Below are 23,295 nucleotides of genomic sequence, written 5' to 3' on the forward strand. Positions count from 1 at the left end.
GTGGCATGGCCACCCGCTATGACAAGCTCGCCGTCCGCTACGAGGCCACACTCACCATCGCCGCCATCAACCAGTGGCTCCGCGCCTTATGAAACACGGCCTAGATCACCTGGCGATAGAGGTCGGCGTCGACGTTGCCGCCCGACAGGATGACCACGGTGCGCCGCCCCGCCGGGACTTTCCCCGACAGGACCGCCGCGGTCGCGACGGCGCCGCTCGGCTCGGCCACGAGACGGGCCGAGCCGAAGAGGTGGCGCATCGCCTGCCGGATCTCGTCCTCGGAGACCGTGACGATGCCGTCGAGGTGCCGGCGCAGGTGGGCGAAGGTGAGCGGCGACAGGTCGGCGCGCAGGCCGTCGGCGATCGTGCGGAACGTCCTGGCCGGCTCCCAGGCGATCGGCCGTCCGGCCGCCAGGCTCTCCGCGGCGTCGGCGGCCAGCTCCGGCTCGACGCCGAGCACCTGGACGCCGGGGCTCGACGCCTTGATCGCGGCCGCGATGCCGGAGGCCAGCCCGCCCCCGCTGACCGGCACCAGCACCAGCTCGACGTCCGGCAGCTCGGTCGCGATCTCCAGCCCGATCGTCCCCTGCCCGGCGATGACGGCCGGATGGTCGTACGGCGGGATCATGGTCAGCCCGCGCTCCTCGACCAGCTTCTCGGCGGCGGAGAGCCGCTGCTCGGGCGGCACGACGATCAGCTCGGCGCCGTGGCGCTCGATGGCCGACGCCTTGACCCGCGGTGTGCCCTCGGGCACCACGACCACGCACGGCACCCCGAACTCACGGGCCGCGTAGGCGAGGGCTTGGCCGTGGTTGCCGGAGGAGTGGGTGACGACACCGGAGGGGCGCAGCGAGGCCACGGCGTTGTAAGCGCCGCGGATCTTGAACGAGCCCACCCGTTGCAGGCTCTCGGCCTTGATCCAGAGCCCGTCCATGGGCACCAGCGGGGTGTGGACGACGACCGGGGTGATCCGGTCGGCGGCGGCTCGGATGTCGGCGATCTCCACCAGTCGCATGCCGCCCACCCTACGTTCCCGATCAGCGCGGGCGGCGCGGCGTGGCAGGATCTTGCGCATGAGAACCCACTATCCGCCGATCGAGCCCTACGCCTCAGGCCTGCTGGACGTGGGCGACGGCAACCAGATCTACTGGGAACGTTGCGGCAACCCCGGCGGCAAGCCGGCCGTCATGCTCCACGGCGGGCCGGGCGGCGGGTGCACCGCCACGCACCGCCGGCAGTGGGATCCCAAGCTCTATGACGTAGTCCTGTTCGACCAGCGCAACTGCGGGCGCAGCCTGCCCCACGCCAGCGATCCGGACACGTCTCTCGCCGCCAACACCACCTGGCACCTGGTCGCCGACATGGAGCTGCTGCGCGAGCACCTCGGGATCGGCCGCTGGCAGGTGTTCGGGGGCTCGTGGGGCAGCGCGCTGGCGCTGGCCTACGCGCAGGCGCATCCGGACAGGACGACGGAGCTGGTGCTGCGCGGGATCTTCACGCTGCGGCCGCGTGAGCTGCGGTGGTTCTACCAGGAGGGGGCGTCCCACCTGTTCCCCGACCTGTGGGAGTCGTTCGTCGAACCGATCCCCGCCGAGGAGCGCGATGACCTCATGGCCGCCTTCGCCTCCCGGCTCGAAGGGAAGGATCCCGTCGCGCGGCTGGCCGCGGCCAGGGCCTGGGCGGGCTGGGAGGGGGCCACGGTCACGCTGCTGCCGGATCCCGAGCTGGTCAAGACGTTCGGCGAGGAGCGGATGGCGGTGGCGTTCGCCCGGATCGAGAACCACTACTTCCGGCACCTGGGCTGGTTCGAACCCGACCAGCTCATCCGCGGCGTCGACCGGATCCGGCACATCCCGGCGGTGATCGTGCAGGGCCGCTACGACGTGTGCACGCCGATGGCCACCGCCTGGGACCTGCACAGAGCCTGGCCCGAGGCGGAGCTGCAGGTCGTGGACGACGCCGGGCACTCCGCCACCGAGCCGGGCATCGTGGACCGGCTCATCCGGGCGACAGACGGCTTCGCACGAGCCGTACCACCGGGGTGACGGCGCCGACGAGCAGCAGCGCGAAGAGCGGCGCGAGCACCAGGCCGAGCAGGAAGCCGGCGGCCACGTCGTGCGGGTAGTGCACGCCGACGAAGACCCGCGAGAACGCCATCACGGCCGCCAGCGGCAGCACCACCCAGGCCAGCGCCCGCCAGGCCAGGATGAGCGTGCCGGCGGCCCCGGCGGCGATCACCGCGTGGTTGCTGGGGAACGACCAGTCGGTCGGGGGCGGGCACGGCGCGATCGTCGCGACTCCGCCCCGGCACGGCCGGTCCTCCTTGATCAGGAGCTTCAGGATCTCGCTGACGATGTACGCGCCCACCACGCCCGCGGGCCCGGCGATGGCGATCGCCAGATCGCGCGCGTCCGCGCGCCGCGCCCGCCACCAGCACAGCCCGAAGAGGGCCATGAAGACGAACAGCCCGGCGTCGGTGCCCACCTCGGCGAGCGTGTGCAGCCATCCGGGCGTGCTGAGAGCGTAGTCGGCGATGTCGCGGTACACAGGGATCCCATCCGTGAACGGTCGATGAATACGACCTTACGGATGATCAGCATTGCTCGCCTCGATCTCACGGCCGAAAGCCATCGGCCATTCGGTCGATCAGCGAAGGACCTGTCGGGCCAGGTCGAGCCGCTTCTGGTTGAGCTCGCCCTCGGTGATGAGCCCGCGGTTGAAGGCCTCGGTCGTCGCGTCGAGCTCGGCGACGTAGTAGGCCGCCATGATCTCGCTGCGGAGCGGCGTGAACCCGCGCTCCACGCAGGAGGAGAAGACGGTGACCTTCTCGTCGAGATGATCGGGGGCTACGGTACATGCGAGCTCATGTGCCTTGAGCTGCTGGACGGCCTCACGCAACGTGATCGGGCCCAGAGATCCATTGAATCGAGTGTCAAGAGTGATCTTCAATTTCTTGCGCCTCCATAGGTTTACAACTCGCCAAAAGGTTCGCGTATTCCCAGGTGAGAGCGGGTAGGGAGGCAGGCGTGATCGGAGAGCACGTGATCGTCGGCTACACCACCGGCGCTGGGGGACACGACGCCCTGGCGCTCGGCGCCGCCATCTCGGGGGTCACCGGTGGCGAGCTCACCGTGGCGACGATCTACCCTCCGGGCAGCCCGGGGCAGGCGGTCGAGGCGCAGGCCGGCCTCACACAGGCGGCGGCCGAGCTGGGCGACCTGCCCGCCGACTTCCTCACGTTCGAGAGCCGGGGGGCGGGGCGCGGGCTGTCGGTGCTGGCCAGCCGGATCAGGGCCGACCTGATCGTGGTCGGCTCGGCGGGCGGCGGGCAGCACGGGCGCATCGCGCTAGGCGGCACGGCCGACCGGCTGCTGCACCTGTCGTCCGAGGCGGTCCTGCTGGCGCCCGCCGGCTACCAGCCGGTCGGGGCGCCCTCGCGGCTCACGCTCGCCTACGTGCACCGGCCGCAGTGTGACGAGGCGGTCGACCGGGTGGCCCAGGCGGCTCTGCGGCTCGGCGTCCCGCTCCGGCTCATCACCCTCGACCTGCGCACCGACGATCCCGACCGGCTCCGCGACGATCTGGCCTTGGCCGTACGGCTCGCCTGGGAGAGCACCGGCATCGAGGCGGAGACGGAGGTCGCCGAGGCGCACGACGTGGCCGCCGCGCTGGAGACGGTGGAGTGGCTGCCCGGTGAGCTGCTGGTGTGCGCGGCCAGCGAGGACGCGCAGCCGCACCGGGTGTTCCTCGGCGAGCTGGCCATGAAGGTGCTGCGGGCCTCACCTCGGCCGGTCACGGTGCTGCCCCGCGGCTACGCCTAGCGCCGGCTCCTGGCGACGACCGTCTCGTACATCTCGAGGTAGCGCTCGGCCATCACCGAGGGCGAGAAGCGGCGGGCGGCCTCGCGGCGGCACTCCTCGGGGTCGATCTCGTCCACCCGCTGCAGCCACTCGGCCAGTTCCTCCTCGGTGTCGGCGAGGAACCCGGTGCGGCCGTGGTCGATGATCTCGGGGAGGCAGCCGCGGCGCAGCCCGACCGGCGGCACCCCGAGGGCCAGCGCCTCGACGACGGCGGTGCCGCCGGGCTCGTCCCACTGGATCGGGAACAGCGCGGCGCGCGCGGAGGCGTAGAGCTCGTCGCGCTCCGCGCCTTCCACCGCGCCGACCCACCGCACCAGGTCGCCGTCGAGATAGGCGGACACCACGTCCAGGTGGTAGCGCACGTCGGGATGGCCGTGCAGCGGATGATCGGGATTCTGGGCCACGATCTCCAGCTCGGCCTGGCTGCCGAGGCCGCTGACCGGGCCGGCGAGGACGAGCGGCAGGCCGAGCTTCTGGCAGATGCGGGCGGCCACGTGCTGGCCCTTGAGCCCGCAGACCCGGCCCATCACCACGAAGCGCTCGCCGCGCGGCCCGTGCGGCTCACGGCCGGCCATCGGGGTGGCCAGGTGGATCGCGCCCAGCGACGCCCCCCGCAGGGCGTCGGGCGCGCGCCGGAGCTGTGACTCGGAGACGCCGTTGACCGCGATCGACGACGGGAACGCCTCGTAGAAGGCGGCGTGCTTGCGCAGGTCCCAGTGCAGGGTATGCAGCACGGGCGGGCCGCCCAGCGCGGCCAGTACGGCCGGGCCGACCACCTCGAGGTGGTCGTGCACCAGGTCGACGTCGTCGCGGCGGGCCAGCTCGCGCGCCACCATCGCCTGGTGCGCGTGGGCGATCCCCATGACCTGGTTGTACGGTTTCTGCAGCTCGGAGAACCGGCCCTCGTCATAGACGCTGATCAGCTCGTCCACCTCAAGGGTGCTCGACCCGACCGAGGCCAGGATCACCCTGACCCCGCGTTCGCGCAGCGGAGGCACGAGGGTGGCCACGACGTTCTCGATGCCGCCGTATCCGGGCGGCGGGACCTGAAGCCACGGTCCCGCGTTCACCAGCACGTTCATGCCACGTCCTCCTCGTGTACGAGCGAGGCGAGCGGAGGTCGCTCGGCCACGGCCACGTCCACCAGGTCGGCCTGCCCGTCGAGCCCGAACTGCAGCAGGGTGTGGGCGGGCGGCTCGGCGGTGAAGAGGCGTCCCTGCCGCTCCAGCCGCGACCAGGCGGTCTGCAGGATCTGCCCGGCCATCCGGCCGAGCGCGGTCGTCGACTGGTGGGTGTGCGCGCGGGTGCCGAGGTCGACCTGGGCCAGCGCGTCCAGCCCGGCCAGCTCCAGCAGGTCCACGAGCAGCCCGAACTCCACCCCGTACTCGGTGACGAAGGGGACCTGTTCGAGGATCGCGCGGCGGCCCGCGTACTCGCCGCCGAGTGGCTGCGCGAACCCGGCCAGTTCGGGCCAGAACATGTTGAGGAGGGGGCGGGCCACCAGCTCGGTGACCCGGCCGCCGCCGCCGCGCCGCGGCACGCCGTCCGCACCGGTGAAGGGACGCTCGTAGGCGCCCTTGACGAACTGGATGTCGGGGTCCACGAGCAGCGGGCCGAGGAGCCCGGTGACGAAGTGCGCGCCGAAGTCGCGCAGGTCGGCGTCGACGAAGACCACGATGTCGCCGCTGGTGGCGGCCAGGCCCTTCCACAGCGCCTCGCCCTTGCCGGTGAGCGGGGGAAGTTGGGAGAGCACGGCGTCCTGCGCGACCACCCGGGCGCCGGCGGCGGCCGCCCGCGCCGCGGTCGCGTCAGTGGAGTTGGAGTCGACGACCAGAATCTCGTTCACCAGAGGGGTTCGCTCGACGAGATCACGGCGGATCACGCGGACGATGTCGCCGACCGTCCGCTCCTCGTCGCGCGCCGGCAGCACGACGCTCACCGTCGTCGTGCCCTTGGCCAGGAGGAGAGCGTCCAGCGGCCACTCCGCGGCCGTGCTCGTATGGGGGCCATACCATTCCTGGACTCTGGCCAAGCTCCGCAGGTCTGCTTTCATGCACTCAGCCCCGATCTCGTCTGTCCACGGTCGGCGACATCTGCCCTTTTGCTGCGGGTTCGAACATGTTGTTTGATTGCCCGCCTAGGTGGGATATGCCGGGATGTGTCCCCTATCACGCGTATCGGCATCATCGGTGCCGGAAATGTGGCCGCTCGCCATGCGGATGTCCTGTCCGGCTTCGCCGACGTGACGATCGCCGGCATCGCCGACACGGATCCCCTCAGGGCCAAGGCACTGGCCTCACGGTACGACTGTCCCGCCTACGGCGGGCACGCCGCGCTGCTCGAAGCGGGCGGCTTGGACGCGGTGTACGTCTGCGTCCCTCCCTTCGCGCACGGTAACCCGGAATTTGACGCTTTGTCGTGTGATCTCCCGATTTTTGTGGAGAAGCCGCTTTCACTTGACCTGGCCACGGCCGAGGCCGTCGCCGCCGAGCTCGACCGCCGCGGCCTGCCGTCCGCGGTCGGTCATCACTGGCGCTATCTGGACATCGTCGAACGGGCGCGAGAGCTGCTCGCCGGCCGTCCGGTACGGCTCGCCCTCGGTCACTGGCTCGACAAGGTGCCCCCGGTCGGCTGGTGGCTGGACCCCGGCAGGTCCGGCGGCCAGATCGTCGAGCAGGCGGTGCACGTGCTCGACCTGGCCCGGGTGCTGGTGGGCGAGGCGACGATGGTGCATGCCGTACCGGCCGAAGACCAAGCGGACGGGCAGTCGGGCGGCCAGGTGGACGGCCAGGTGGACCGGGCCACGGCCGCGGTGCTGCGGTTCGCCGGCGGGGCGACCGGGCTGCTGGCCACCACGAGCCTGCTGCGGCACAAGCACCGGGTGGGCCTGGAGGTGCACGCCGAGGGCATCGCGCTCGACCTCAGCGAGAACGGGCTGATGGTCGACGGTGAGACGCACGTCCAGGACGACGGGCAGGCCAAGACCCGGGTGGATCGGGCGTTCGTCGACGCCGTCCAGGGCAGGGAGGCGGACGTGCGCGCGCCGTACCGGGAGGCGTTGCGGACGCACCGGCTCGCGCTCGCGCTGGCGCGGTCGGCGAAGGAACGGAGGCCGGTGATGCTCGATGGGTGAGGTGCTGAGCATCGAGGCGCCCGGCGAGATCGAGCTCGTCGAGGAGAGGCTGGCCGCCGTGCCCGAGGGCGGGTTCCGGGTGGCCACCACGCACAGCGGCATCTCGGCGGGCACAGAGCTCACCTACGTCAAGGGGAGCAACCCCTACCTGGTCTCGTCGTGGGACCCGGCGCTCGGGCTGTTCATGACCGGCACGCCGTCGATCGCCTACCCGGTGCGCGGCATCGGCTACATGCAGGTGGGCAGGGTCGTCGAGGCCCGTACCCGGTCGGTGCGGGAGGGCGCGCTGGTCGCGATGGCCTACGGGCACCGCACCGGCTACGTGGCCGACCCGATGGCCGACCGGTTCGTTGAGCTGCCCGAGGACCTCGACCCGGTGCTCGGCATCTACGTCGCGCACATGGGCCCGATCTGCGCCAACGGCCTGCTGCACGCCGCCGCCGACCTGCACGGACCGGCCGTCCGCGAGCTGGGCGACGGCGTGCGGGGGCGGCGGGTCGTGGTGGTCGGCGCGGGCGTCGTCGGCCTGCTGACGGCGTCGTTCGCCCTCGCGTACGACGCTGCCGAGGTGGTGGTCGTGGACGAGACCCCGGCCAGGCTGCGCGTCGCCGAGTCCCTGGGCGCGAACGTGCTGGAGTTCGACGCCGAGCCGGCGGTCGAGCTGAAGCGGCGCTGGCGGCACGGGCCGCAGGACCGAGGCGCCGACGTGGTGTTCCAGTGCCGGGGCCAGTCGCGGGCGCTGGCCCTGGCGCTCAAGGTGCTCCGGCCGCAGGGCACGGTCATCGACCTGGCCTTCTACACGCAGGGCGCGGACGAGGTGCGGCTCGGCGAGGAGTTCCACCACAACGGGCTGACGTTGCGCTGCGCCCAGATCGGCAGGGTGCCGCGCGGCCTGGCCCACCTGTGGGACCGCGAGCGGCTCTCGCACGAGACGATCGCCCTGCTCAGGCGGCGCGGCCCGTTGCTACGCGAGCACGTGGTCACCGATGTCGTCGGCTTCGCCGAGGCTCCCGGGCTGCTGTCCGACCTCGCGGCCCGCAGGCGGCACGCCGTCCAGGCCGTGCTCTGCGACCACGTCGAGGAGCAGCGCCGCTGACCAGCTGAAGTCGTGGCAACCGTGGCCCAGCAGGCTGAACGGGTCGAAGTACTCGCGGAACCCCGCCTGCCTGATGGCCCTGATCACACTGTCGGCCAGCGGGCCGGCCAGGTCGGGGCGGCGGTGCCGGAGACCCTGCCAGACCAGCCAGGTGAGGTTGATCCAGCTCGGGCCGCGCCAGTAGCGCGCGGCGTCGAACTCGGGCGCGGCCGGGGCGAAGCTGGGCAGCACGCCGTCCTTGAGCCCGAAGCGGTCGAGCGCGGTGCCGATCAGCCCGTTGACGATCTCGCGTGGCAGGCCGGGCAGCATGAGCGGCACCAGGCCGGCGGCGCTGTTGGAGCGGATCGGGCAGCCGGTGAGCACGTCGCGGGCCTGGAAGAGGCCGTCGTCGTAGAGGTGCTCGACCATCGCCTCGGTGACCGCGGCGGCCTCGCGCAGGTGCGGCTCGGGATCCCCGCCGCACACGTCCGCGATCTTGGCGAGCGTCGCCTCCGCCACCCCGTACGCGGCGTTGAACAGCGGGTCCTCGACGCAGAACGCCCCGGGGCGGCGGTAGCCGGAGTCGCGGTAGGCGCGGGCGAGCGCGGTGTAGCGCTCGTAGTCACGGTCGGTGGGCCGCTCGTGGGCGCTGACGTGGTCGAGGTCCCTGCGTGTGACACCGGACGGCTCGGCCTCCACGGCGGCGAGCGGCGCGTCCCAGGCGGGGCTGTTGTCCATGCCCGACTCCCAGGGGTGCACGATCGAGATCAGCCCGTCGGCCGACCGCCTGGCGGTGCGCAGGAACTGCTGCTGCGCCACCAGCCGGGGATAGATCCGGCGCAGGAACGCCGGGTCGGGCTCGGCCTGGTGCACCCGCCAGGCGGCCAGCGCGTGCACCGGCGGCTGCACGATGCCGGAGGTCGCCGAGCCGGACGGCGCCCGCACGTCCCAGAACTCCGGGCCGGGGAAGTAGGCGCCCAGCGGCACCTTGGGGTTGAACACGATGTGCGGCACCCTGCCGTCGCGCCACTGGGCCCCGAACAACGTCAACAGCTCGGAGCGGGCCCGGCGCGGGGCCCAGCGGGCGTTGCCGATCGCGATGAAGGCGGAGTCCCAGCTCCACTGGTGCGGGTAGAGCCGGCGCGAGGGAACCGTGTAGCTGCCGTCCCAGTTGCCGACCAGGATGCGTACGGCGTCGCGCAGGATCACAGGAACTTCCTGATGAAGGACGCCGTCTCGGGCAGGACGGACTCGGGCTCACCGCGCAGGCGGCATTCGAGCGCCAGATAGCCGTCGTAGCCGGCGGCGTCGAGGGCGGCCAGCTGCGCGCCCCAGTCGAGGTGGCCGGTGCCGGGCTGGTTGCGGTTGGACTCGCTGATCTGCATGTGCGCGAGGTAGGGGGCGGCGTCCAGCAGCGAGCGGCAGGGGTCGTCCTCCTCGATGTTCATGTGGTAGGTGTCGCCGACGACCCGGATCGAGTCCATCGAGCAGTAGGACACCGCGTCGGCGAGCGTGTTGACCATGTGGTTCTCGTACCGGTTGAGCGGCTCCAGCATGATCAGCACGCCGTTGCGCTGGGCGTGCTCACCGAGGACGCCGAGGGCCTCGGTCAGCACCTCGCGGTCCTGCTCGGGGCCGCGGGGCGGTTCGAACGGCGGGAGCCTGCGCGAGAACTGACCCCACGAGGCCGGGGTCATCACGCCGATGCCGCCGAGCTCCGCGATGACCGTGAGCTGCGATCTGAGCTGCTGGATGGCGTCGGTGCGCCGGGCGGCGTCGAAGTCGCCGATGAAGTGCGGCATGTCCACGCAGACGGTCGGCATGACCACGCCGTCGGCCCGCGCCCGCTTGAGCTCGGTGAGGCGGCCGGCGAAGTGGAAGTCGCCCTTGCCGCGCAGCTCGATGGCGTCGAAGCCGGCCTCGACGGCGAAGGCGAACTTCTCCTGCAGCGTCCGGCCGGGAAGGAGTTGTTCCTGGGCGGCGAGCTTCACTGTTGCTCCTCGAATCGGAAGACGAGCTGGAGCACCTCTGAGGGGTGCCGGTCGATCAGGTCGAAGGCCTCGGCGGCCCCTTCGACGGGGACGACGTGGCTGACCAGGTCGAGAACCTCGATCTCACCCCGATGCACGAGCTCCATGAAGGTGCGCTGGAGGCGTTCGACGTCCCAGCGATGCGCCAGCCACGAGGCGACGCCGCCGATCTGGGAGGAGACGAGCTGCACCTGGTTGTGGTGGAACTCCTCGCCGAGGCGGAGCCCGATGCCGTCGCCCTGGTAGAAGCCGGCGGCGACCACCCGGCCGCCCCTGCGCACGGTCCTGATCGCCTCGTGCAGGCCCTGGTGGCTGCCGCTCAGCTCGATGGCGGTGTCGGCGCCCTCGATCCGCTTGCGGACGAACTCGGCCACCGATCCCGAGCCCACGTCGAACGTCTCGGCGGCGCCGTACTGCCTGGCCAGCTCCAGCCGGGCCGGGATGGCGTCGGCGGCGACCACCCGCGCGCCGCTGAGCACCGCCATGCGGGTGGCCAGCAGGCCGATGACGCCCTGTCCGAAGATCGCGATCTGGTCACCCAGGTGCGGGTCGGCGGCGTGCACGGCGTTGAGCGCGATGGCGCCGACGCGGGCGAAGACCCCGGTCAGTGGGTCGGCGCCGGGCGGCAGCAGGTGGCCCGCCAGCCGCTCGGCCGGGACGACGGCCTCGGCGCGGTGGCCCCAGATGCCCCAGACGAGGCTGCCGACGGGCGGGGCGATGACGTCGGGCGCCGCCTCGACGACCTCGCCGACCTCCTGGTAGCCCCAGCCGGTCAGCGGGTAGGCATGGGTCTGGCCGTCGACGAACAGGCGTCGCTCGGTGTCCCACTTGCGATCAAGGTAGGGGTTGGTGCCGCGGTAGGCGGTGAGTTCGGTGCCCGCCGACACTCCGGAATAGATCGTCCGGACCCGTACGCAGCCCGGTTGGAGGTCGGCGGGGGGCTCCAGGCCGACGCGGACACGGCCTGGCTCTTCGAAGCTGATGACGTGCATTGTCCACACTTATGCTTAGTGATCAAGTAAAAGACAAGGGTTTAACGCGAGTTTGCAAACTATAGTCGCGCTTAGAACGCTCGTAAGTCTAGGACTTCCGTAGGAGATAACTGATGCAATTGGGGTTTCTGACAGCATGTCTTCCCGATGACGACCTGGCCGAAATCGCGCGATGGGCTGTGGAGCAAGGCTTCGACGCACTCGAGGTGGCCGGATGGCCCTCGCCCGACCCCCGAAATCACATCAGAGTAGATCGTTTCGACGAGGCCGAACGTGATCGCGTCGGGCGAATCTTCGCGGAGACCGGACTCACCCTTTCCTCGATCGCCTACTACGAGAACAATCTGCACCCTCACCAAGGGGATCAGGTGAACGCCCACCTGCGGCGTTGCGTCGACGCGGCGGCGGCGCTCGGCTGCCCGACCGTCGGCACGTTCGTCGGGCGCGACCCCGGCCTGCCCGTGCGCGACAACCTGGAGCGCGCCGCCGGGGTGTTCAAGCCCCTGGTCGCGTACGCCGAGGACCACGGAATCGAGTTGGTCATCGAGAACTGCCCGATGAAGAGCTGGCACCCCGACGGCTATCCGGGCAACCTGGCCTACTCCCCCGAGCTGTGGGAGTGGATGTTCACCCTCGGGCTGAAACTCAACTACGACCCCTCACACCTTGTGGCCCTGGGAATTGATCCGGTTTCGGCCGCTATGCCGTATATATCGGAAATTTCGCATGTTCAGGCGAAAGACACGGAGATCCTGCCGGAGAAGATCAACCGTTTCGGCTTCTACGGCCCGATCAGCGGCGAGAAGGGCTGGTACCGCTTCCGCGTGCCGGGTTTGGGGCAGATCGCGTGGCAGCAGGTGATCGGCGCTCTGCGTGACGGCGGTTATGACGGGGTCGTGTCGGTGGAGCACGAGGATCCCGTGTGGAGCGGCGAACCGGAGAAGGTACGGACCGGTCTCGGCATCGCGTATCGCACGTTGCGTCATCTCGTGCGGGGGTAAAGGGGCGGCATATTCCCGTTCATAGGAGCGTGTACATGCCGCAGAGGTTAACCGCCGTCCTCTCCGCCGCGATCCTGGCGACGGCCACCCTGGCCGCGTGCGGCGACGACAGCGAGACCGCCGCCGACGAGATCACCGTCTGGACCGAGGAGAACCTCCCCGACCGGATGAGCGTGCAGAGACAGATCGCCGACGAGTTCACCCAGAAGACCGGAATCAAGGTCAAGCTGACCGGAGTGGCCGAAGACCAGTTCAGTCAGGTTCTCACCACCGCCGCGGCGGCCGGTGAGCTCCCCGACGTGATCGGGGCGCTGCCGTTGTCGGCCGTGCGTGAGATGGAGGCCAACGACCTGCTCGACACCGAGACCCCCGGCAAGGTCGTCGACCAGCTCGGCAGGAGCTCCTTCTCCCAGCGGGCCCTCGAACTCGACACCTCCGACGGCAAGTTGCTGGCCGTGCCGAGCGACGGGTGGGCACAGCTCGTGCTCTACCGCAAGGACCTGTTCGAGAAGGCGGGGCTCCAGCCGCCGGACACGTACGAGGCGCTGGAGGCGGCGGCGAGCAAGCTCAACACGGGCGGGGTCGCGGGCATCACGCTGGCCATCGCGCCCAAGGACTCGTTCACCGCGCAGAGCTTCGAGCACGTGGCGCTGGCGAACGGCTGCCAGCTCGTCGACGATTCCGGAAATGTCGCCATCGACTCGCCACAGTGCGTGAAAGCGTTCGAGTTCTACTCGAAGCTGGCGAAGGACTACTCGGTCAAGGGCAAGCAGGACGTCGACTCCACCCGCGCCACCTACTTCTCCGGCCAGGCCGCGATGACCATCTGGTCGTCGTTCATCCTGGACGAGCTGGCGGGGCTGCGTAAGGACGCGACGCCCAGCTGCCCGCAGTGCCGGGAGGACCCGCAGTGGCTGGCCAGGAACACCGGCGTCGTCACGGCGCTGAAGGGCCCCGACGGGAGCGTGCCCGCCCAGTACGGAGAGGTCGTCTCCTGGGCCGTGACCCGCGACGCGGCCAAGGACTCGGCCGCCGAGTTCATCGCGTACGCGATGAACGAGGGCTACGAGCGGTGGATCGGGATGGCCCCCGAGGGCAAGTTCCCGACGCGTAAGGGCTTCGCGACCAAGTGGAACGAGCTGCCCGCGGGCGTCGACACCAAGAAGCCGCTGGCCGACGTCTACCCGGCCGACGTCCTCGACGCGCTGCGCGCCAGCCCCGACACGCTCGGCCGCTGGGGCATCCCGCAGGGGCAGGGCAAGCTGGTCGGCGCCACGATGGGCGAGCTGCCGGTGCCCAAGGCGCTGAGCGCGATCGTCGACGGCTCCCTCACCCCGCAGGCCGCCGCCGCGCAGGCCAAGACGGATGTGGAGACCATCAAGCGCGGGATCCGGCAGTGACGACGGACCTCGACGCACGCCCTCGCGCCCAGGCGCCGGCCCCCCGGGGACGGACGCTCCGGGAGCAGGAGGGACGGGCCGGGCTGGCGCTGATCTCGCCGACCCTGGTCATCACGCTGGTCGTGGTGGTGCTGCCGCTGGCCTGGGCGATCATGCTGGCCTTCCAGGACGCCCGGCTGATCAACATCCGCCGGACGGGCGTCTTCGGCAACTACACCCTGGAGAACTTCTCGTACGTGATGTCCGAGCCGGGGTTCTGGCCGGCCCTGGTCAACACACTGGTCTACACGGTGGCGGGCACGGCGCTGTCGATCGTGATCGGGCTGGTGACCGCGCTGGCGCTGCGCGACAGGTTCAGGGGCCGGACCCTGGTCAGGGCCTCGATCCTGATCCCGTACGTGGCGCCGGTGGTGGCGGTGACGTTCCTGTGGGAGACGATGCTGAACCCGCAGTACGGCATCGTGAACACCTGGCTCAGTCAGCCGATCGCCTTCCTCAGCCAGGCCAAGGGCACGTTCCTCGGCGTCGAGGTGCCGGTGGCGCTGCTCACCGTGATCGCGTTCGAGGCGTGGCGCTACTTTCCCTTCGCCTTCCTGTTCATCCTGGCCCGGTTGCAGGCGCTGCCCGCCGAGCTGGACGAGGCCGCGGTGGTGGACGGGGCGACGCCGACGCAGCGGTTCAGGTACGTGATCATGCCGCAGCTCTGGCGGATCATCGCGCTGCTGTCGGTGCTCAGGTTCGTCTTCACGTTCACCAAGTTCGACGACGTCTACCTGCTGACCGGCGGCGGGGCGGGCACCGAGGTGATCAGCGTGCGCGTCTACGAGTTCCTCACCGCGCGCGACGACATCGGCGCCTCGGCCGCGCAGGCCATCGTGCTCGCGGTCGTGCTGGTGGGCTTCCTGATCGTCTATCTCAGGTTCTTCGGGGGAGGCGAACGTGACTAGGGGCATGAGCCGGGACAGGTTCGAACGGGCGCTGCTGCGCGGGCTGAAGCCGCTGGTGATCGCCTTCCTCCTCGCGATCACCGCGTTCCCGTTCCTCTACATGGTGATGCTGTCGGTCCGCGACATCCAGGAGCTCATCCTGGATCCCGGCTCGCTGTGGCCGCGGTCCTTCACCCTCGACACGTACGCGAACGTGCTCGGCGAGCAGGGCTTCCTGACCTTCATGCGCAACAGCGCGATCGTCGCGGTCGCGACCGTGGCGGCCACGTTGCTGATCTCCATCCCCGGCGCGTACGCGGTGGCCAGGCTGCGGTTCTTCGGGCGGCGGCAGGTGCACTTCCTGTTCCTGGCCGTCTACCTGTTCCCGGCGATCGTGCTGGCCATCCCCTTGTTCGTGCTCTTCACGATGATGGGGCTTCGTGGCTCTCTGGTGGGATTGATCCTGGTTTATATCGCGCAGACGGTGCCTGTCACGGTATACATGCTGCGCAACTACTTTGAGACCGTGCCGCAGAGCGTGGAGGAGGCCGCCGCGATCGACGGCTGCACGCGGCTGTCCACCATCTGGCGGGTCGTGCTGCCGCTGTCCAAGCCCGCGCTCATGGCCACCGGCCTCTACGCGTTCATGATCGCCTGGAACGAGTTCCTGTTCGCCCTGCTCTTCCTCGTCGAGAGGCGGGAGAGCTGGACGGTCTCCCTGGGGCTCTCCCAGCTGGCGGGCAGTATCGAGATCCCCACCACGGTTCTCATGGCAGGATCGGTGGTTCTGACACTGCCCATCGTGATCGTGTTCTTCGCCGGCGAACGCCTGCTGACGGAGGGCCTCACCGCTGGAGCGGAGAAGGGATAGACCATGCTGACGGCAGGGCAGATCCTCCAGTTGATCCGCGACGGCTCCTGCCGCACCCGCAAGGAACTCATCGAGTTCACCGGACTGTCCCGATCGACGATCACCGACCGGGTCGACCGGCTGATCGAGGCCGGCTACATCCACGAGTCGGGCGTGGCGAGCTCCGGGGGCGGACGGCCGCCCTCGGTGCTCGACATCGACGCCGCCGGCCGCCTGGTGCTCGTGGCCGACCTGGGGGCGGGCCACGCCCACGTCGCGCTGACCGACCTCGCCGCCCGGCCACTGGCCGAGGAGCACACCGAGATGCGCATCGACCGCGGCCCCAAGGCGGTCCTGTCCTGGGTGCGCGAGGCGTTCCAGCGGCTGCTCGACCGCACCGGACACCCCCACGACCGGGTGTGCGGCATCGGCGTCGACCTGCCCGGCTCGGTCGACCACACCTCCGGCCGGGTGGTCAGATCGTTCCTGATGCCCGGCTGGGACGACCACCCGATCCGTGAGGCCCTGGGCGCCGACTTCGAGGTGCCGATCCTGGTCGAGAACGACGCCAACGCGATGGCGCTCGGCGAGTGGTGGTCGACCTGGCGCGAGACCCGGGCGCTGGTCCTGGTCAAGGTCTCCACCGGCATCGGCACGGGCGTCATCCTCGACGGCGAGATCTACCGGGGGGTGGAGGGCGCCGCGGGCAGCATCGGCCACGTACGGCTGCGCGAGACCGACGACCGGGTCTGCACCTGCGGCTCGCGCGGCTGCGTCGCCTCCCTGGCCAGCGGCCACGCGGTGGCCGTCGACGTGGGCGGTCAGACCAGCCGCGACGTGGTGCGCCTCGTCCAGGCCGGCGATCCCACGGCCATCGCCCGCACCCAGGAGGCCGGCCGCACGCTGGGCATCGTGCTGGCCACCGCGGTCAGCCTGCTCAACCCCGGTGTCCTGGTGCTCGCCGGCGACATGGCCGAGACCGGTGAGCACTACCTGACGGGCATCCGGGAGAGCGTCTACCGGCGCAGCCTGCCGTACACCACGCGCAACCTGGAGATCGCGACCAGCTCGCTGGGCGACCGCGCCGGGATCGTGGGCACCGCGGTGATCGTCATGGAGCACGTGCTCAGCCCGGCCACCGTCGACGCCGCCCTGGCCGCCGATCCCGGTCAGCCCAGGGGCCGCGCGATCGTGCCTTAGCGGGCGAGGCAGGCCGCGAGCCGGTCGCGGGCGGCGACGAGCGACGGCCCGTACCAGGTCAGGTCGCGCCCGCTGACCAGGACGCACCCGAGTCCGGGAAACGCCTCGGGCCCGTCGTCGGCGGCGAAGGCGTACGGCTCGTCCGGCAGCACCACCAGGTCGGGAGCCCGCCCGACCAGCTCGGGCAGCGGCACCTTGGGATAGCGCTCCGGGTGATCCGCGTAGAGGTTGTCCACGCCGAGCCGTCTCAGCACGTCGCCGGTGAACGTGTCGCGCCCCACCACCATCCACGGGCGCCGCCAGATCGGGATGACCGCCGTGCGCCGCGGCCCGCTCGGCGGCTCCCGCCACGCCTCCTCGGCCAGGTCGAGCCAGCCGGGACGGCCGGCGCGGCAGGCGAGGCGGAACATCCGGTCGAGCGAGGTGAACGCCTGGTCCAGCGTCTCGATCCGGGTCACCCAGACGGCCAGACCGGCCTGACGGAGCGCCGAGATGTCGGGTTCGCGGTTCTCCTCGACGTTGGCGAGGACCAGGTCGGGGCGCAGCGCCCTGATCGTCTCCAGGTCGGGGTTCTTGGTGCCCCGCACCCGGGTGACGTCGAGACCCGCCGGATGGGCGCACCAGTCGGTGGCGCCGACGAGCGTCTCCGGGGCGGTCGCCGCCACCGACTCGGTCAGCGAGGGCACCAGCGACACGATCCGGCGCACCTCGGCGGGCACCCGCACCTCGGCTCCCGTGTCGTCCTTCACACCGGCCCCCCGTGCCGCGGCCGTCGCCGGCGACCCGACTGGAACGATTCCAGTGTGCCGAAGCACCTCCACAGCCGACCTGACGCATCAGTAGACTCCCAGATAAAGGTCGTGGACTTCTGATCGGGGGCCACTGGTTGGAGCGCGAACCGCTGGGCTTCGATCCGCACACTCCCAACGTCGCCCGGCTCTACGACTACCTCCTCGGAGGCAAGGACCACTTCCCCGCCGACCGTGAGGCCGCGGAGCAGATCCTCCAGGTGGCGCCTGAGCTCCGCGCCGCCGCGCGGGCCAATCGCGCGTTTCTGGAACGTGCCGTTCACGAGCTGGCCAGGGCCGGTGTGACGCAGTTTCTCGATCTCGGCACCGGTCTGCCCACGCGACGCAGCGTGCACGAGCTGGCCCGCGAGGTCACCCCCGGAGCGCGCGTGGTCTACGTCGACCGCGATCCGGTCGTCCTGGTGCACGCCCGGGCGATGCCGGCCGGTGAGGGCACCGCCGTCGTCTACGGCGACCTGTGCAAACCGCTCGACATCCTGCGCAGCCCCGAGGTGTCGCGCACCCTCGACTTCAGCAGGCCCGTCGCGGTGCTGCTCACCGCGGTCATGCACTTCGTCAGCGACGCCGACGACCCCGGCCGGATCCTCACGACGCTCCGCGAGGCGGTGGCCCCCGGCAGCGCGCTGGTCATCTCCCACCTCGCCGGCGACGCGCGCGCCGCCGGCGACGCGAAGATCGTCGAGGTCTTCCGGCGTACGACCTCTCCGCTGAGCCCGCGCGGCCGTGAGCGCGTCGCGGCCCTGTTCGAGGGGTGGGACCTGGTCGAGCCGGGCCTGGTGTGGCTGCCGCAGTGGCGGCCCGCTCCGGCCGACACGATCGGCTTCGCCGACTCTCCCGAGTCGTCGCTGCTCCTGTGCGGGATGGGCCGCAAGCCCTGACGCCCGAGCGCCGGAGGCCGGGGTCCGTGACGGATCCCGGCCCTCGCCGTACGGCTCCCGGTGACTACTTGAGCGCGGCGAGCGCGCCATCGTAGTCGGGCTCCTGGGTGATCTCCGGCACCAGCTCCGAGTAGATCACCTTGTTGTCGCCGTCGAGCACCACGACCGCGCGGGCGGCGAGCCCGGCCAGCGGCCCCGACTCCTGCGCCACGCCGTAGTCGGTGAGGAACTCGCGCCCGCGCATCATCGAGAGCATGACCACGCTGTCGAGCCCTTCGGCGCCGCAGAAGCGCTTCTGCGCGAACGGCAGGTCGGCCGAGACGCACAGCACCACGGCGTCGGGGTGGTCGGCGGCCACCTCGTTGAACCGGCGGACCGACGCGGCGCAGACACCGGTGTCGACGCTCGGGAAGATGTTCAGCACCTTGGTGGAGGTGCCGTAGTCGGCCAGCGAGACCTCGCCGAGGTCACCGCCCACCAGACGGAAGTCGGGCGCCGCGGCGCCAGGCTGCGGGAAGGTGCCGCCCACGGTGATCGGGCTGCCCTTGAACGTGACGTCGGACATGAAACCTCCTGATTGCAGTGATGCCCCCGATCTTGATCCTATCGGCGGGCACCACAGCGGCCGACCCGGGCCGACCGGCGCACGTCGCGCCGGTACCGGCCGACCGGCGTCAAACGTCTCGCCGGTACCGGCCGACCGGCGTCAAACGTCTCGCCGGTACCGGCCGACCGGCGTCAGACGTTGCGCCGGTACTGGCCGCCCGCCTCGAACAGGGCGTCGGTGATCTGGCCGAGCGAGCAGAACCGGGCGGCGTCCATCAGCACCTCGAAGGCGTTGCCGTCGGACATCGCCGCCTCGCGCAGCCTGGCCAGCGCGGCGGGCGCCTCGGCCCGGTTGCGCTCGTGGAAGGCGTGCAGCCGGTCGAGCTGCGACTGCTTCTCCTCCTCGGTGCCCCGGGCCAGCTCCAGCTTCCGCGGGTGCGGCTCGTCACCGCGCGGGTTGTGGAACGTGTTGACTCCGATGATCGGCAGCGAGCCGTCGTGCTTGCGGGTCTCGTACAGCATCGACTCGTCCTGGATCCGGCCGCGCTGGTAGCCCGTCTCCATGGCGCCCAGCACGCCGCCCCGGTCAGACAGCCGTTCGAACTCCCGCAGCACCGCCTCCTCCACCAGGTCGGTCAGCTCGTCGATGATGAACGAGCCCTGCAGCGGGTTCTCGTTGCGCGCCAGGCCCCACTCGCGGTTGATGATCAGCTGGATGGCCATCGCCCTGCGCACCGACTCGGCCGACGGCGTGGTCACCGCCTCGTCGAACGCGTTGGTGTGCAGGCTGTTGCAGTTGTCGTAGACGGCGATCAGGGCCTGCAGGGTGGTGCGGATGTCGTTGAAGTCCATCTCCTGGGCGTGCAGGGACCGGCCCGAGGTCTGGATGTGGTACTTGAGCTTCTGCGAGCGCTCGGCGGCGCCGTACCTCTCGCGCATCGCGACCGCCCAGACGCGGCGGGCCACGCGCCCGAGCACGCTGTATTCGGGGTCCATGCCGTTGGAGAAGAAGAACGACAGGTTGGGCGCGAAGTCGTCGATCCGCATGCCGCGTGCCAGGTACGCCTCGACGTAGGTGAAGCCGTTGGCGAGCGTGAACGCGAGCTGGCTGATGGGGTTGGCCCCGGCCTCGGCGATGTGATAGCCGGAGATCGAGACCGAGTAGAAGTTGCGCACGCCGTTGGCGATGAACCACTCCTGGATGTCGGCCATCATCCGCAGCGAGAACTCGGTGGAGAAGATGCAGGTGTTCTGGCCCTGGTCCTCCTTGAGGATGTCCGCCTGCACCGTGCCCCTGACGGTGGCGAGCGTCCGCGCCCGCAGCTCGCGCTCCTCCTGTTCGTACGGCTCGCGCCCGTGCTCCGCCCGGAAGGCGTCGCGCGCCTGGTCGAGGGCGGCGTTGAGGAAGAAGGCCAGGATCGTCGGCGCCGGGCCGTTGATCGTCATCGAGACGGACGTGTTGGGCGCGGACAGGTCGAACCCGTCGTAGAGCACCTTCATGTCGTCGAGCGTGGCGATGGAGACCCCCGACGTGCCGACCTTGCCGTAGATGTCGGGCCGTGGGTCGGGATCGTGCCCGTAGAGCGTCACCGAGTCGAACGCCGTGGACAACCGGGTCGCGGGCTGGCCCTCGGAGAGCAGCTTGAAGCGCCGGTTGGTGCGGAACGGGTCGCCCTCGCCGGCGAACATCCGGGTCGGGTCCTCGTCGTCGCGCTTGAACGGGAAGACGCCCGCCGTGAACGGGAACCTGCCCGGCAGGTTCTCGCGGCGCAGGAACCTGAGCAGCTCGCCGTCGTCGGTGTAGCGGGGCAGGGCCACGCGGGGGACGCGGTTGCCGGACAGCGTCTCCCGCCAGAGCGGCGTGTGCAGCTCGCGGTCGCGTACCCGTACGACCAGCTCGTCGGCGGTGTACGCGGCGCGGGTGGCGGGCCAGGAGTCGAGCAGCGCCCGGCTCTCGTCGCTCAGCTCGCCCTCGGCCTGCTCCAGGAGCTCCGCCAGCCTGGCCTCCGTCGCGTCCACCGCTCCGGCCTCGGCGGCTCCGGCGGCTTTGCCGGGTGTGCCGGGTGTGCCGGTGGCGAGGAGGTCGCGGACGGCGGTGAGCTGCCGGCGGCGGCGGGCCACCTCGGCCTGGGCGTCCGTCTCGGCGTGGTAGCCGCGCACCGTGTCGGCGATCTCGGCCAGATAGCGGGCGCGGGCGGGCGGCACGGTCGCGGCGGACGCCAGGGAGGTGCGTCCGCGCACCGGCGCGAGCAGGCCCGAACCGGCCGGCATGCCCTTGTCCACGAGCAGGCCCTTGAGGTGGTGGTAGAGCGCCGTGACCCCGGCGTCGCTGTAGCGGGAGGCGATCGTGCCGAACACCGGCATCTCGTCCGGCGAGACGCCGAAGGCCTCGCGGTTGCGCACCAGCTGGCGGCTCACGTCGCGCAGGGCGTCCTCGGCGCCGCGCCGCTCGAACTTGTTGATCACCACGGCCTCGGCGAAGTCGAGCATGTCGATCTTCTCCAGCTGGGAGGCCGCGCCGAACTCGGGGGTCATGACGTAGATGGGCACGTCGACGTGCGGCACGATCCCGGCGTCGCCCTGGCCGATGCCGGGAGTCTCGACCACGACCAGGTCGTGGCCGGCGGCGCGGCAGGCGGCGATCACGTCGTCGAGGCAGGCGGGCACCTCGTTGGGGGCGCCCCTGGTGGCCAGGGAGCGGAAGTAGGTCTGCGGGCCCAGGCTGTTCATCCGGATGCGGTCACCGAGCAGCGCGCCGCCGCCGCGCCTGCGGGTCGGGTCGATGGCGATGATCGCGATGCGCAGCTTGTCGTCGTTGTCCATCCGCAGCCGGCGGACCAGCTCGTCGGTGAGGGACGACTTGCCCGACCCTCCGGTGCCGGTGATGCCGAGCACGGGCGCCTGGCGCCCCGCCGAGCGCAGGCCCTCGACCAGCCCGTCCGGCGCGCGACCGGCCTCGATCAGGGTGATCGCCCTGGCCAGCGCCGCCTGGTCGCCCGAGAGCACGGCCTCGGCCGAGGGGGCGCCGTTCAGCTCGACGTCGCACTCCTCGATCAGCTTGTTGATCATCCCGGGCAGGCCGAGCCGCTGGCCGTCCTCGGGCGAGAAGACGCGGGTGACGCCGCGGGAGTGGAGCAGGTCGATCTCCTCGCGCACGATGACGCCGCCGCCACCGCCGTACACCTTGATGTGGCCCGCGCCGCGTTCGCGCAGCAGTTCGACCAGGTAGGAGAAGAACTCCACGTGACCGCCCTGGTAGGAGCTGATCGCCACGCCCTGGACGTCCTCCTGGACGGCCGCGGTGACGATCTCGTCCACCGATCTGTTGTGCCCGAGGTGGATGACCTCGGCGCCCTGCGACTGGAGGATGCGGCGCATGATGTTGATCGCCGCGTCATGACCGTCGAACAGGGCCGCTGCCGTCACGAAACGGACAGGGTGGGCCGGAACGTGCACGCCTGATCACTCCTTGGTGAGGGGCCTCACTTCGAAGATACTAGGACGTCCTACTATTTCCCAAGCCCCCTGCTCTTCGCGAAGGAAACACCCGTGCGGCGGTCAGCCCTTCGGCTCGTACGGCCGGCGTCTCGTCACCGTCGGACGGCGCTCACCCCCGTGACCCACGCCCGCGGGGACCCGGCTCCGGCCACTCTCCGGACGGCCGGAGAGCGCCGGATCGGGATGGCGTACCGGCGCGGCGGACGGAGACGGGCCGGCGGGCTCGCCCCGCCCTGCGGTCAGGAACGGGTCGGCGGGCGGGGCGGGCCTGGCCGGGCAGGGGTGCCTGGCCGGGCCGGGCTGCCTGGCCGGGCCGGGCTGCCTGGCCGGAGTGGGAAGCCTGGCCGGAGTGGGATGCCTGGCCGGTGACGTGTCTGGCGCGTTCCATGGCCAGCGGAAGCGGCGGTGGGCGACCCTGCGGGTGCCACGGCGGTGACCCGCGCGGCGTAAGGAGAGCACGACGGTGGTCAGCACCATCACGGCCAGCAGCGCCTGCGGCGTGCCCAGGATGTCGAACGGCGACCCCTGCGGCGCCGCCACGCGCGGCACGGGGACGAACGGCTGGTCGGTGGCCCGGATCTCACTCTGGGTGAGGCGCTCCTTGACCACCCGGGGTAACCCGTAGCCGACGACTTTGTCCGTCTCGCGGGTCTTGCGCTTGAGCCAGACGCGGTCGACGTTCGCCTCGATCGTGTGGATCCTGTCACCGGAGACGCGCTCCACGATGCCCACGTGGTCGATGCCCTTGTAGCTCTTGCCGCCTTTCCAGTCGAAGAAGACCAGGGCACCCGGCTCCGGCTTGGCGGTCCAGGCGCCCTTCTGGATGAACCAGGCGGCATGGGAAGGAGTCCATGCGAACTGGCCGACGTAGTCGGTGACCCCGGCCTTGTCCGCAGCCCAGGCGATGAACATGTCGCACCAGGGGGCGTTGCGGTACTGGGAATCCTGGACACGGTCGGCGTACCAGTTGCCGAACTTGGTGTGCTGGCCGCCCTTCTCCCGGTAGCCGATCTCCTGGCGTACCACTTTCAGCAGATCTTCCGCGATCGGGTCCAGGGCGACTCCTCCCAGAAAATCCGGCAGATCACGTTGGACTG

The 23,295-nt window shown here is 70.8% G+C and carries 21 protein-coding genes and 1 pseudogene; 10 read left to right on the plus strand and 12 right to left on the minus strand.

The features are described from left to right. Positions 1-100: 100 nt before the first annotated feature. The gene (locus IEY82_RS14190; RefSeq protein WP_189124576.1) at positions 101-1,015 is read right to left on the minus strand and encodes a threonine ammonia-lyase; all 915 of its coding nucleotides are present in this window, start codon (positions 1,013-1,015) and stop codon (positions 101-103) included. Positions 1,016-1,073: 58 nt separating this feature from the next. On the opposite strand from IEY82_RS14190, the gene pip reads away from it, so the two are divergent. Further along, complete coding sequence (gene pip, locus IEY82_RS14195; protein WP_189124577.1) at positions 1,074-2,045, plus strand: prolyl aminopeptidase; 972 nt, start codon at positions 1,074-1,076, stop codon at positions 2,043-2,045. On the opposite strand, the gene IEY82_RS14200 is transcribed toward pip, so the two are convergent. Beyond that, entirely contained in the window at positions 1,999-2,547 is a 549-nt protein-coding gene (locus IEY82_RS14200; protein ID WP_189124578.1) for a phosphatase PAP2 family protein, read from the minus strand. The two genes, pip and IEY82_RS14200, sit on opposite strands and share 47 nt — an antisense overlap. A 99-nt stretch (positions 2,548-2,646) precedes the next feature. Continuing rightward, positions 2,647-2,949, minus strand: coding sequence for a hypothetical protein (locus IEY82_RS14205; RefSeq protein ID WP_189124579.1), 303 nt, complete (start codon positions 2,947-2,949; stop codon positions 2,647-2,649). Positions 2,950-3,026: 77 nt separating this feature from the next. Here IEY82_RS14205 and IEY82_RS14210 point away from each other — a divergent pair, with 77 nt between their 5' ends. After that, a complete protein-coding gene (locus IEY82_RS14210; RefSeq protein ID WP_225262774.1) occupies positions 3,027-3,821 on the plus strand; it encodes a universal stress protein in 795 nt (264 codons plus the stop codon). Here IEY82_RS14210 and IEY82_RS14215 read toward each other — a convergent pair. Further along, on the minus strand, positions 3,818-4,942 hold the full coding sequence (locus IEY82_RS14215) for a glycosyltransferase (protein ID WP_189124580.1): 1,125 nt from the start codon (positions 4,940-4,942) through the stop codon (positions 3,818-3,820). The two genes, IEY82_RS14210 and IEY82_RS14215, sit on opposite strands and share 4 nt — an antisense overlap. Beyond that, positions 4,939-5,913: a glucosyl-3-phosphoglycerate synthase gene (locus tag IEY82_RS14220; RefSeq protein WP_189124581.1), complete on the minus strand. Its 975-nt coding sequence runs from the start codon at positions 5,911-5,913 to the stop codon at positions 4,939-4,941. The genes IEY82_RS14215 and IEY82_RS14220 overlap by 4 nt, the downstream gene beginning before the upstream one ends. Here IEY82_RS14220 and IEY82_RS14225 point away from each other — a divergent pair. Further along, positions 5,860-6,993: a Gfo/Idh/MocA family protein gene (locus tag IEY82_RS14225; protein WP_189124582.1), complete on the plus strand. Its 1,134-nt coding sequence runs from the start codon at positions 5,860-5,862 to the stop codon at positions 6,991-6,993. The two genes, IEY82_RS14220 and IEY82_RS14225, sit on opposite strands and share 54 nt — an antisense overlap. Further along, positions 6,986-8,089, plus strand: a complete 1,104-nt coding sequence (locus IEY82_RS14230; protein WP_189124583.1) for a zinc-dependent alcohol dehydrogenase — start codon at positions 6,986-6,988, stop codon at positions 8,087-8,089. Before IEY82_RS14225 ends, IEY82_RS14230 begins: the two co-directional genes overlap by 8 nt. A 9-nt stretch (positions 8,090-8,098) precedes the next feature. Here IEY82_RS14230 and IEY82_RS40340 read toward each other — a convergent pair. The 3 genes and pseudogenes from IEY82_RS40340 to IEY82_RS14240 form a co-directional block, all read right to left on the minus strand. Beyond that, positions 8,099-9,277, minus strand: a pseudogene (locus IEY82_RS40340) (MGH1-like glycoside hydrolase domain-containing protein); the annotation flags it as partial. Further along, complete coding sequence (locus IEY82_RS14235; protein ID WP_189124584.1) at positions 9,274-10,059, minus strand: sugar phosphate isomerase/epimerase family protein; 786 nt, start codon at positions 10,057-10,059, stop codon at positions 9,274-9,276. The gene IEY82_RS14235 and the pseudogene IEY82_RS40340, both read right to left, overlap by 4 nt. Then, positions 10,056-11,090, minus strand: coding sequence for a zinc-dependent alcohol dehydrogenase (locus tag IEY82_RS14240; RefSeq protein ID WP_189124585.1), 1,035 nt, complete (start codon positions 11,088-11,090; stop codon positions 10,056-10,058). The genes IEY82_RS14235 and IEY82_RS14240 overlap by 4 nt, the downstream gene beginning before the upstream one ends. 113 nt (positions 11,091-11,203) lie before the next feature. On the opposite strand from IEY82_RS14240, the gene IEY82_RS14245 reads away from it, so the two are divergent. Genes IEY82_RS14245 through IEY82_RS14265 form a run of 5 tightly spaced genes read left to right on the plus strand, consistent with a single transcriptional unit; the run spans position 11,204 to position 16,467 of the window. Next, positions 11,204-12,091: a sugar phosphate isomerase/epimerase family protein gene (locus IEY82_RS14245; protein WP_189124586.1), complete on the plus strand. Its 888-nt coding sequence runs from the start codon at positions 11,204-11,206 to the stop codon at positions 12,089-12,091. A gap of 35 nt (positions 12,092-12,126) precedes the next feature. Next, positions 12,127-13,491, plus strand: coding sequence for an ABC transporter substrate-binding protein (locus IEY82_RS14250; RefSeq protein WP_189124587.1), 1,365 nt, complete (start codon positions 12,127-12,129; stop codon positions 13,489-13,491). Next, on the plus strand, positions 13,488-14,438 hold the full coding sequence (locus tag IEY82_RS14255; RefSeq protein WP_189124588.1) for a carbohydrate ABC transporter permease: 951 nt from the start codon (positions 13,488-13,490) through the stop codon (positions 14,436-14,438). Before IEY82_RS14250 ends, IEY82_RS14255 begins: the two co-directional genes overlap by 4 nt. Further along, positions 14,431-15,288 carry a carbohydrate ABC transporter permease gene (locus tag IEY82_RS14260; protein WP_225262770.1) on the plus strand — a complete coding sequence of 286 codons (858 nt, stop codon included), beginning with the start codon at positions 14,431-14,433 and terminating at the stop codon, positions 15,286-15,288. Before IEY82_RS14255 ends, IEY82_RS14260 begins: the two co-directional genes overlap by 8 nt. A 3-nt stretch (positions 15,289-15,291) precedes the next feature. Beyond that, the gene (locus IEY82_RS14265; protein WP_189124589.1) at positions 15,292-16,467 is read left to right on the plus strand and encodes an ROK family transcriptional regulator; all 1,176 of its coding nucleotides are present in this window, start codon (positions 15,292-15,294) and stop codon (positions 16,465-16,467) included. Here IEY82_RS14265 and IEY82_RS14270 read toward each other — a convergent pair. After that, positions 16,464-17,216 carry a helical backbone metal receptor gene (locus IEY82_RS14270; protein WP_189124590.1) on the minus strand — a complete coding sequence of 251 codons (753 nt, stop codon included), beginning with the start codon at positions 17,214-17,216 and terminating at the stop codon, positions 16,464-16,466. The genes IEY82_RS14265 and IEY82_RS14270 overlap by 4 nt on opposite strands. 137 nt (positions 17,217-17,353) lie before the next feature. On the opposite strand from IEY82_RS14270, the gene IEY82_RS14275 reads away from it, so the two are divergent. Continuing rightward, positions 17,354-18,154 (plus strand): SAM-dependent methyltransferase, encoded by an 801-nt coding sequence (locus tag IEY82_RS14275; RefSeq protein ID WP_189124591.1) that lies wholly within the window; start codon positions 17,354-17,356, stop codon positions 18,152-18,154. Positions 18,155-18,218: 64 nt separating this feature from the next. On the opposite strand, the gene tpx is transcribed toward IEY82_RS14275, so the two are convergent. From tpx to IEY82_RS39885, 3 genes are all read right to left on the minus strand, one after another. Continuing rightward, a complete protein-coding gene (gene tpx / locus IEY82_RS14280; protein ID WP_189124592.1) occupies positions 18,219-18,719 on the minus strand; it encodes a thiol peroxidase in 501 nt (166 codons plus the stop codon). 173 nt (positions 18,720-18,892) lie between these two features. Continuing rightward, the gene (gene icmF / locus IEY82_RS14285) at positions 18,893-22,156 is read right to left on the minus strand and encodes a fused isobutyryl-CoA mutase/GTPase IcmF (protein ID WP_189124593.1); all 3,264 of its coding nucleotides are present in this window, start codon (positions 22,154-22,156) and stop codon (positions 18,893-18,895) included. Between the two features lie 102 nt (positions 22,157-22,258). After that, positions 22,259-23,224 (minus strand): CHAP domain-containing protein, encoded by a 966-nt coding sequence (locus tag IEY82_RS39885; RefSeq protein WP_268241129.1) that lies wholly within the window; start codon positions 23,222-23,224, stop codon positions 22,259-22,261. Between the last annotated feature and the right edge of the window lie 71 nt (positions 23,225-23,295).

This window comes from Nonomuraea cavernae (genome assembly GCF_014646355.1).
GTDB classification, from domain to species: domain Bacteria; phylum Actinomycetota; class Actinomycetes; order Streptosporangiales; family Streptosporangiaceae; genus Nonomuraea; species Nonomuraea cavernae.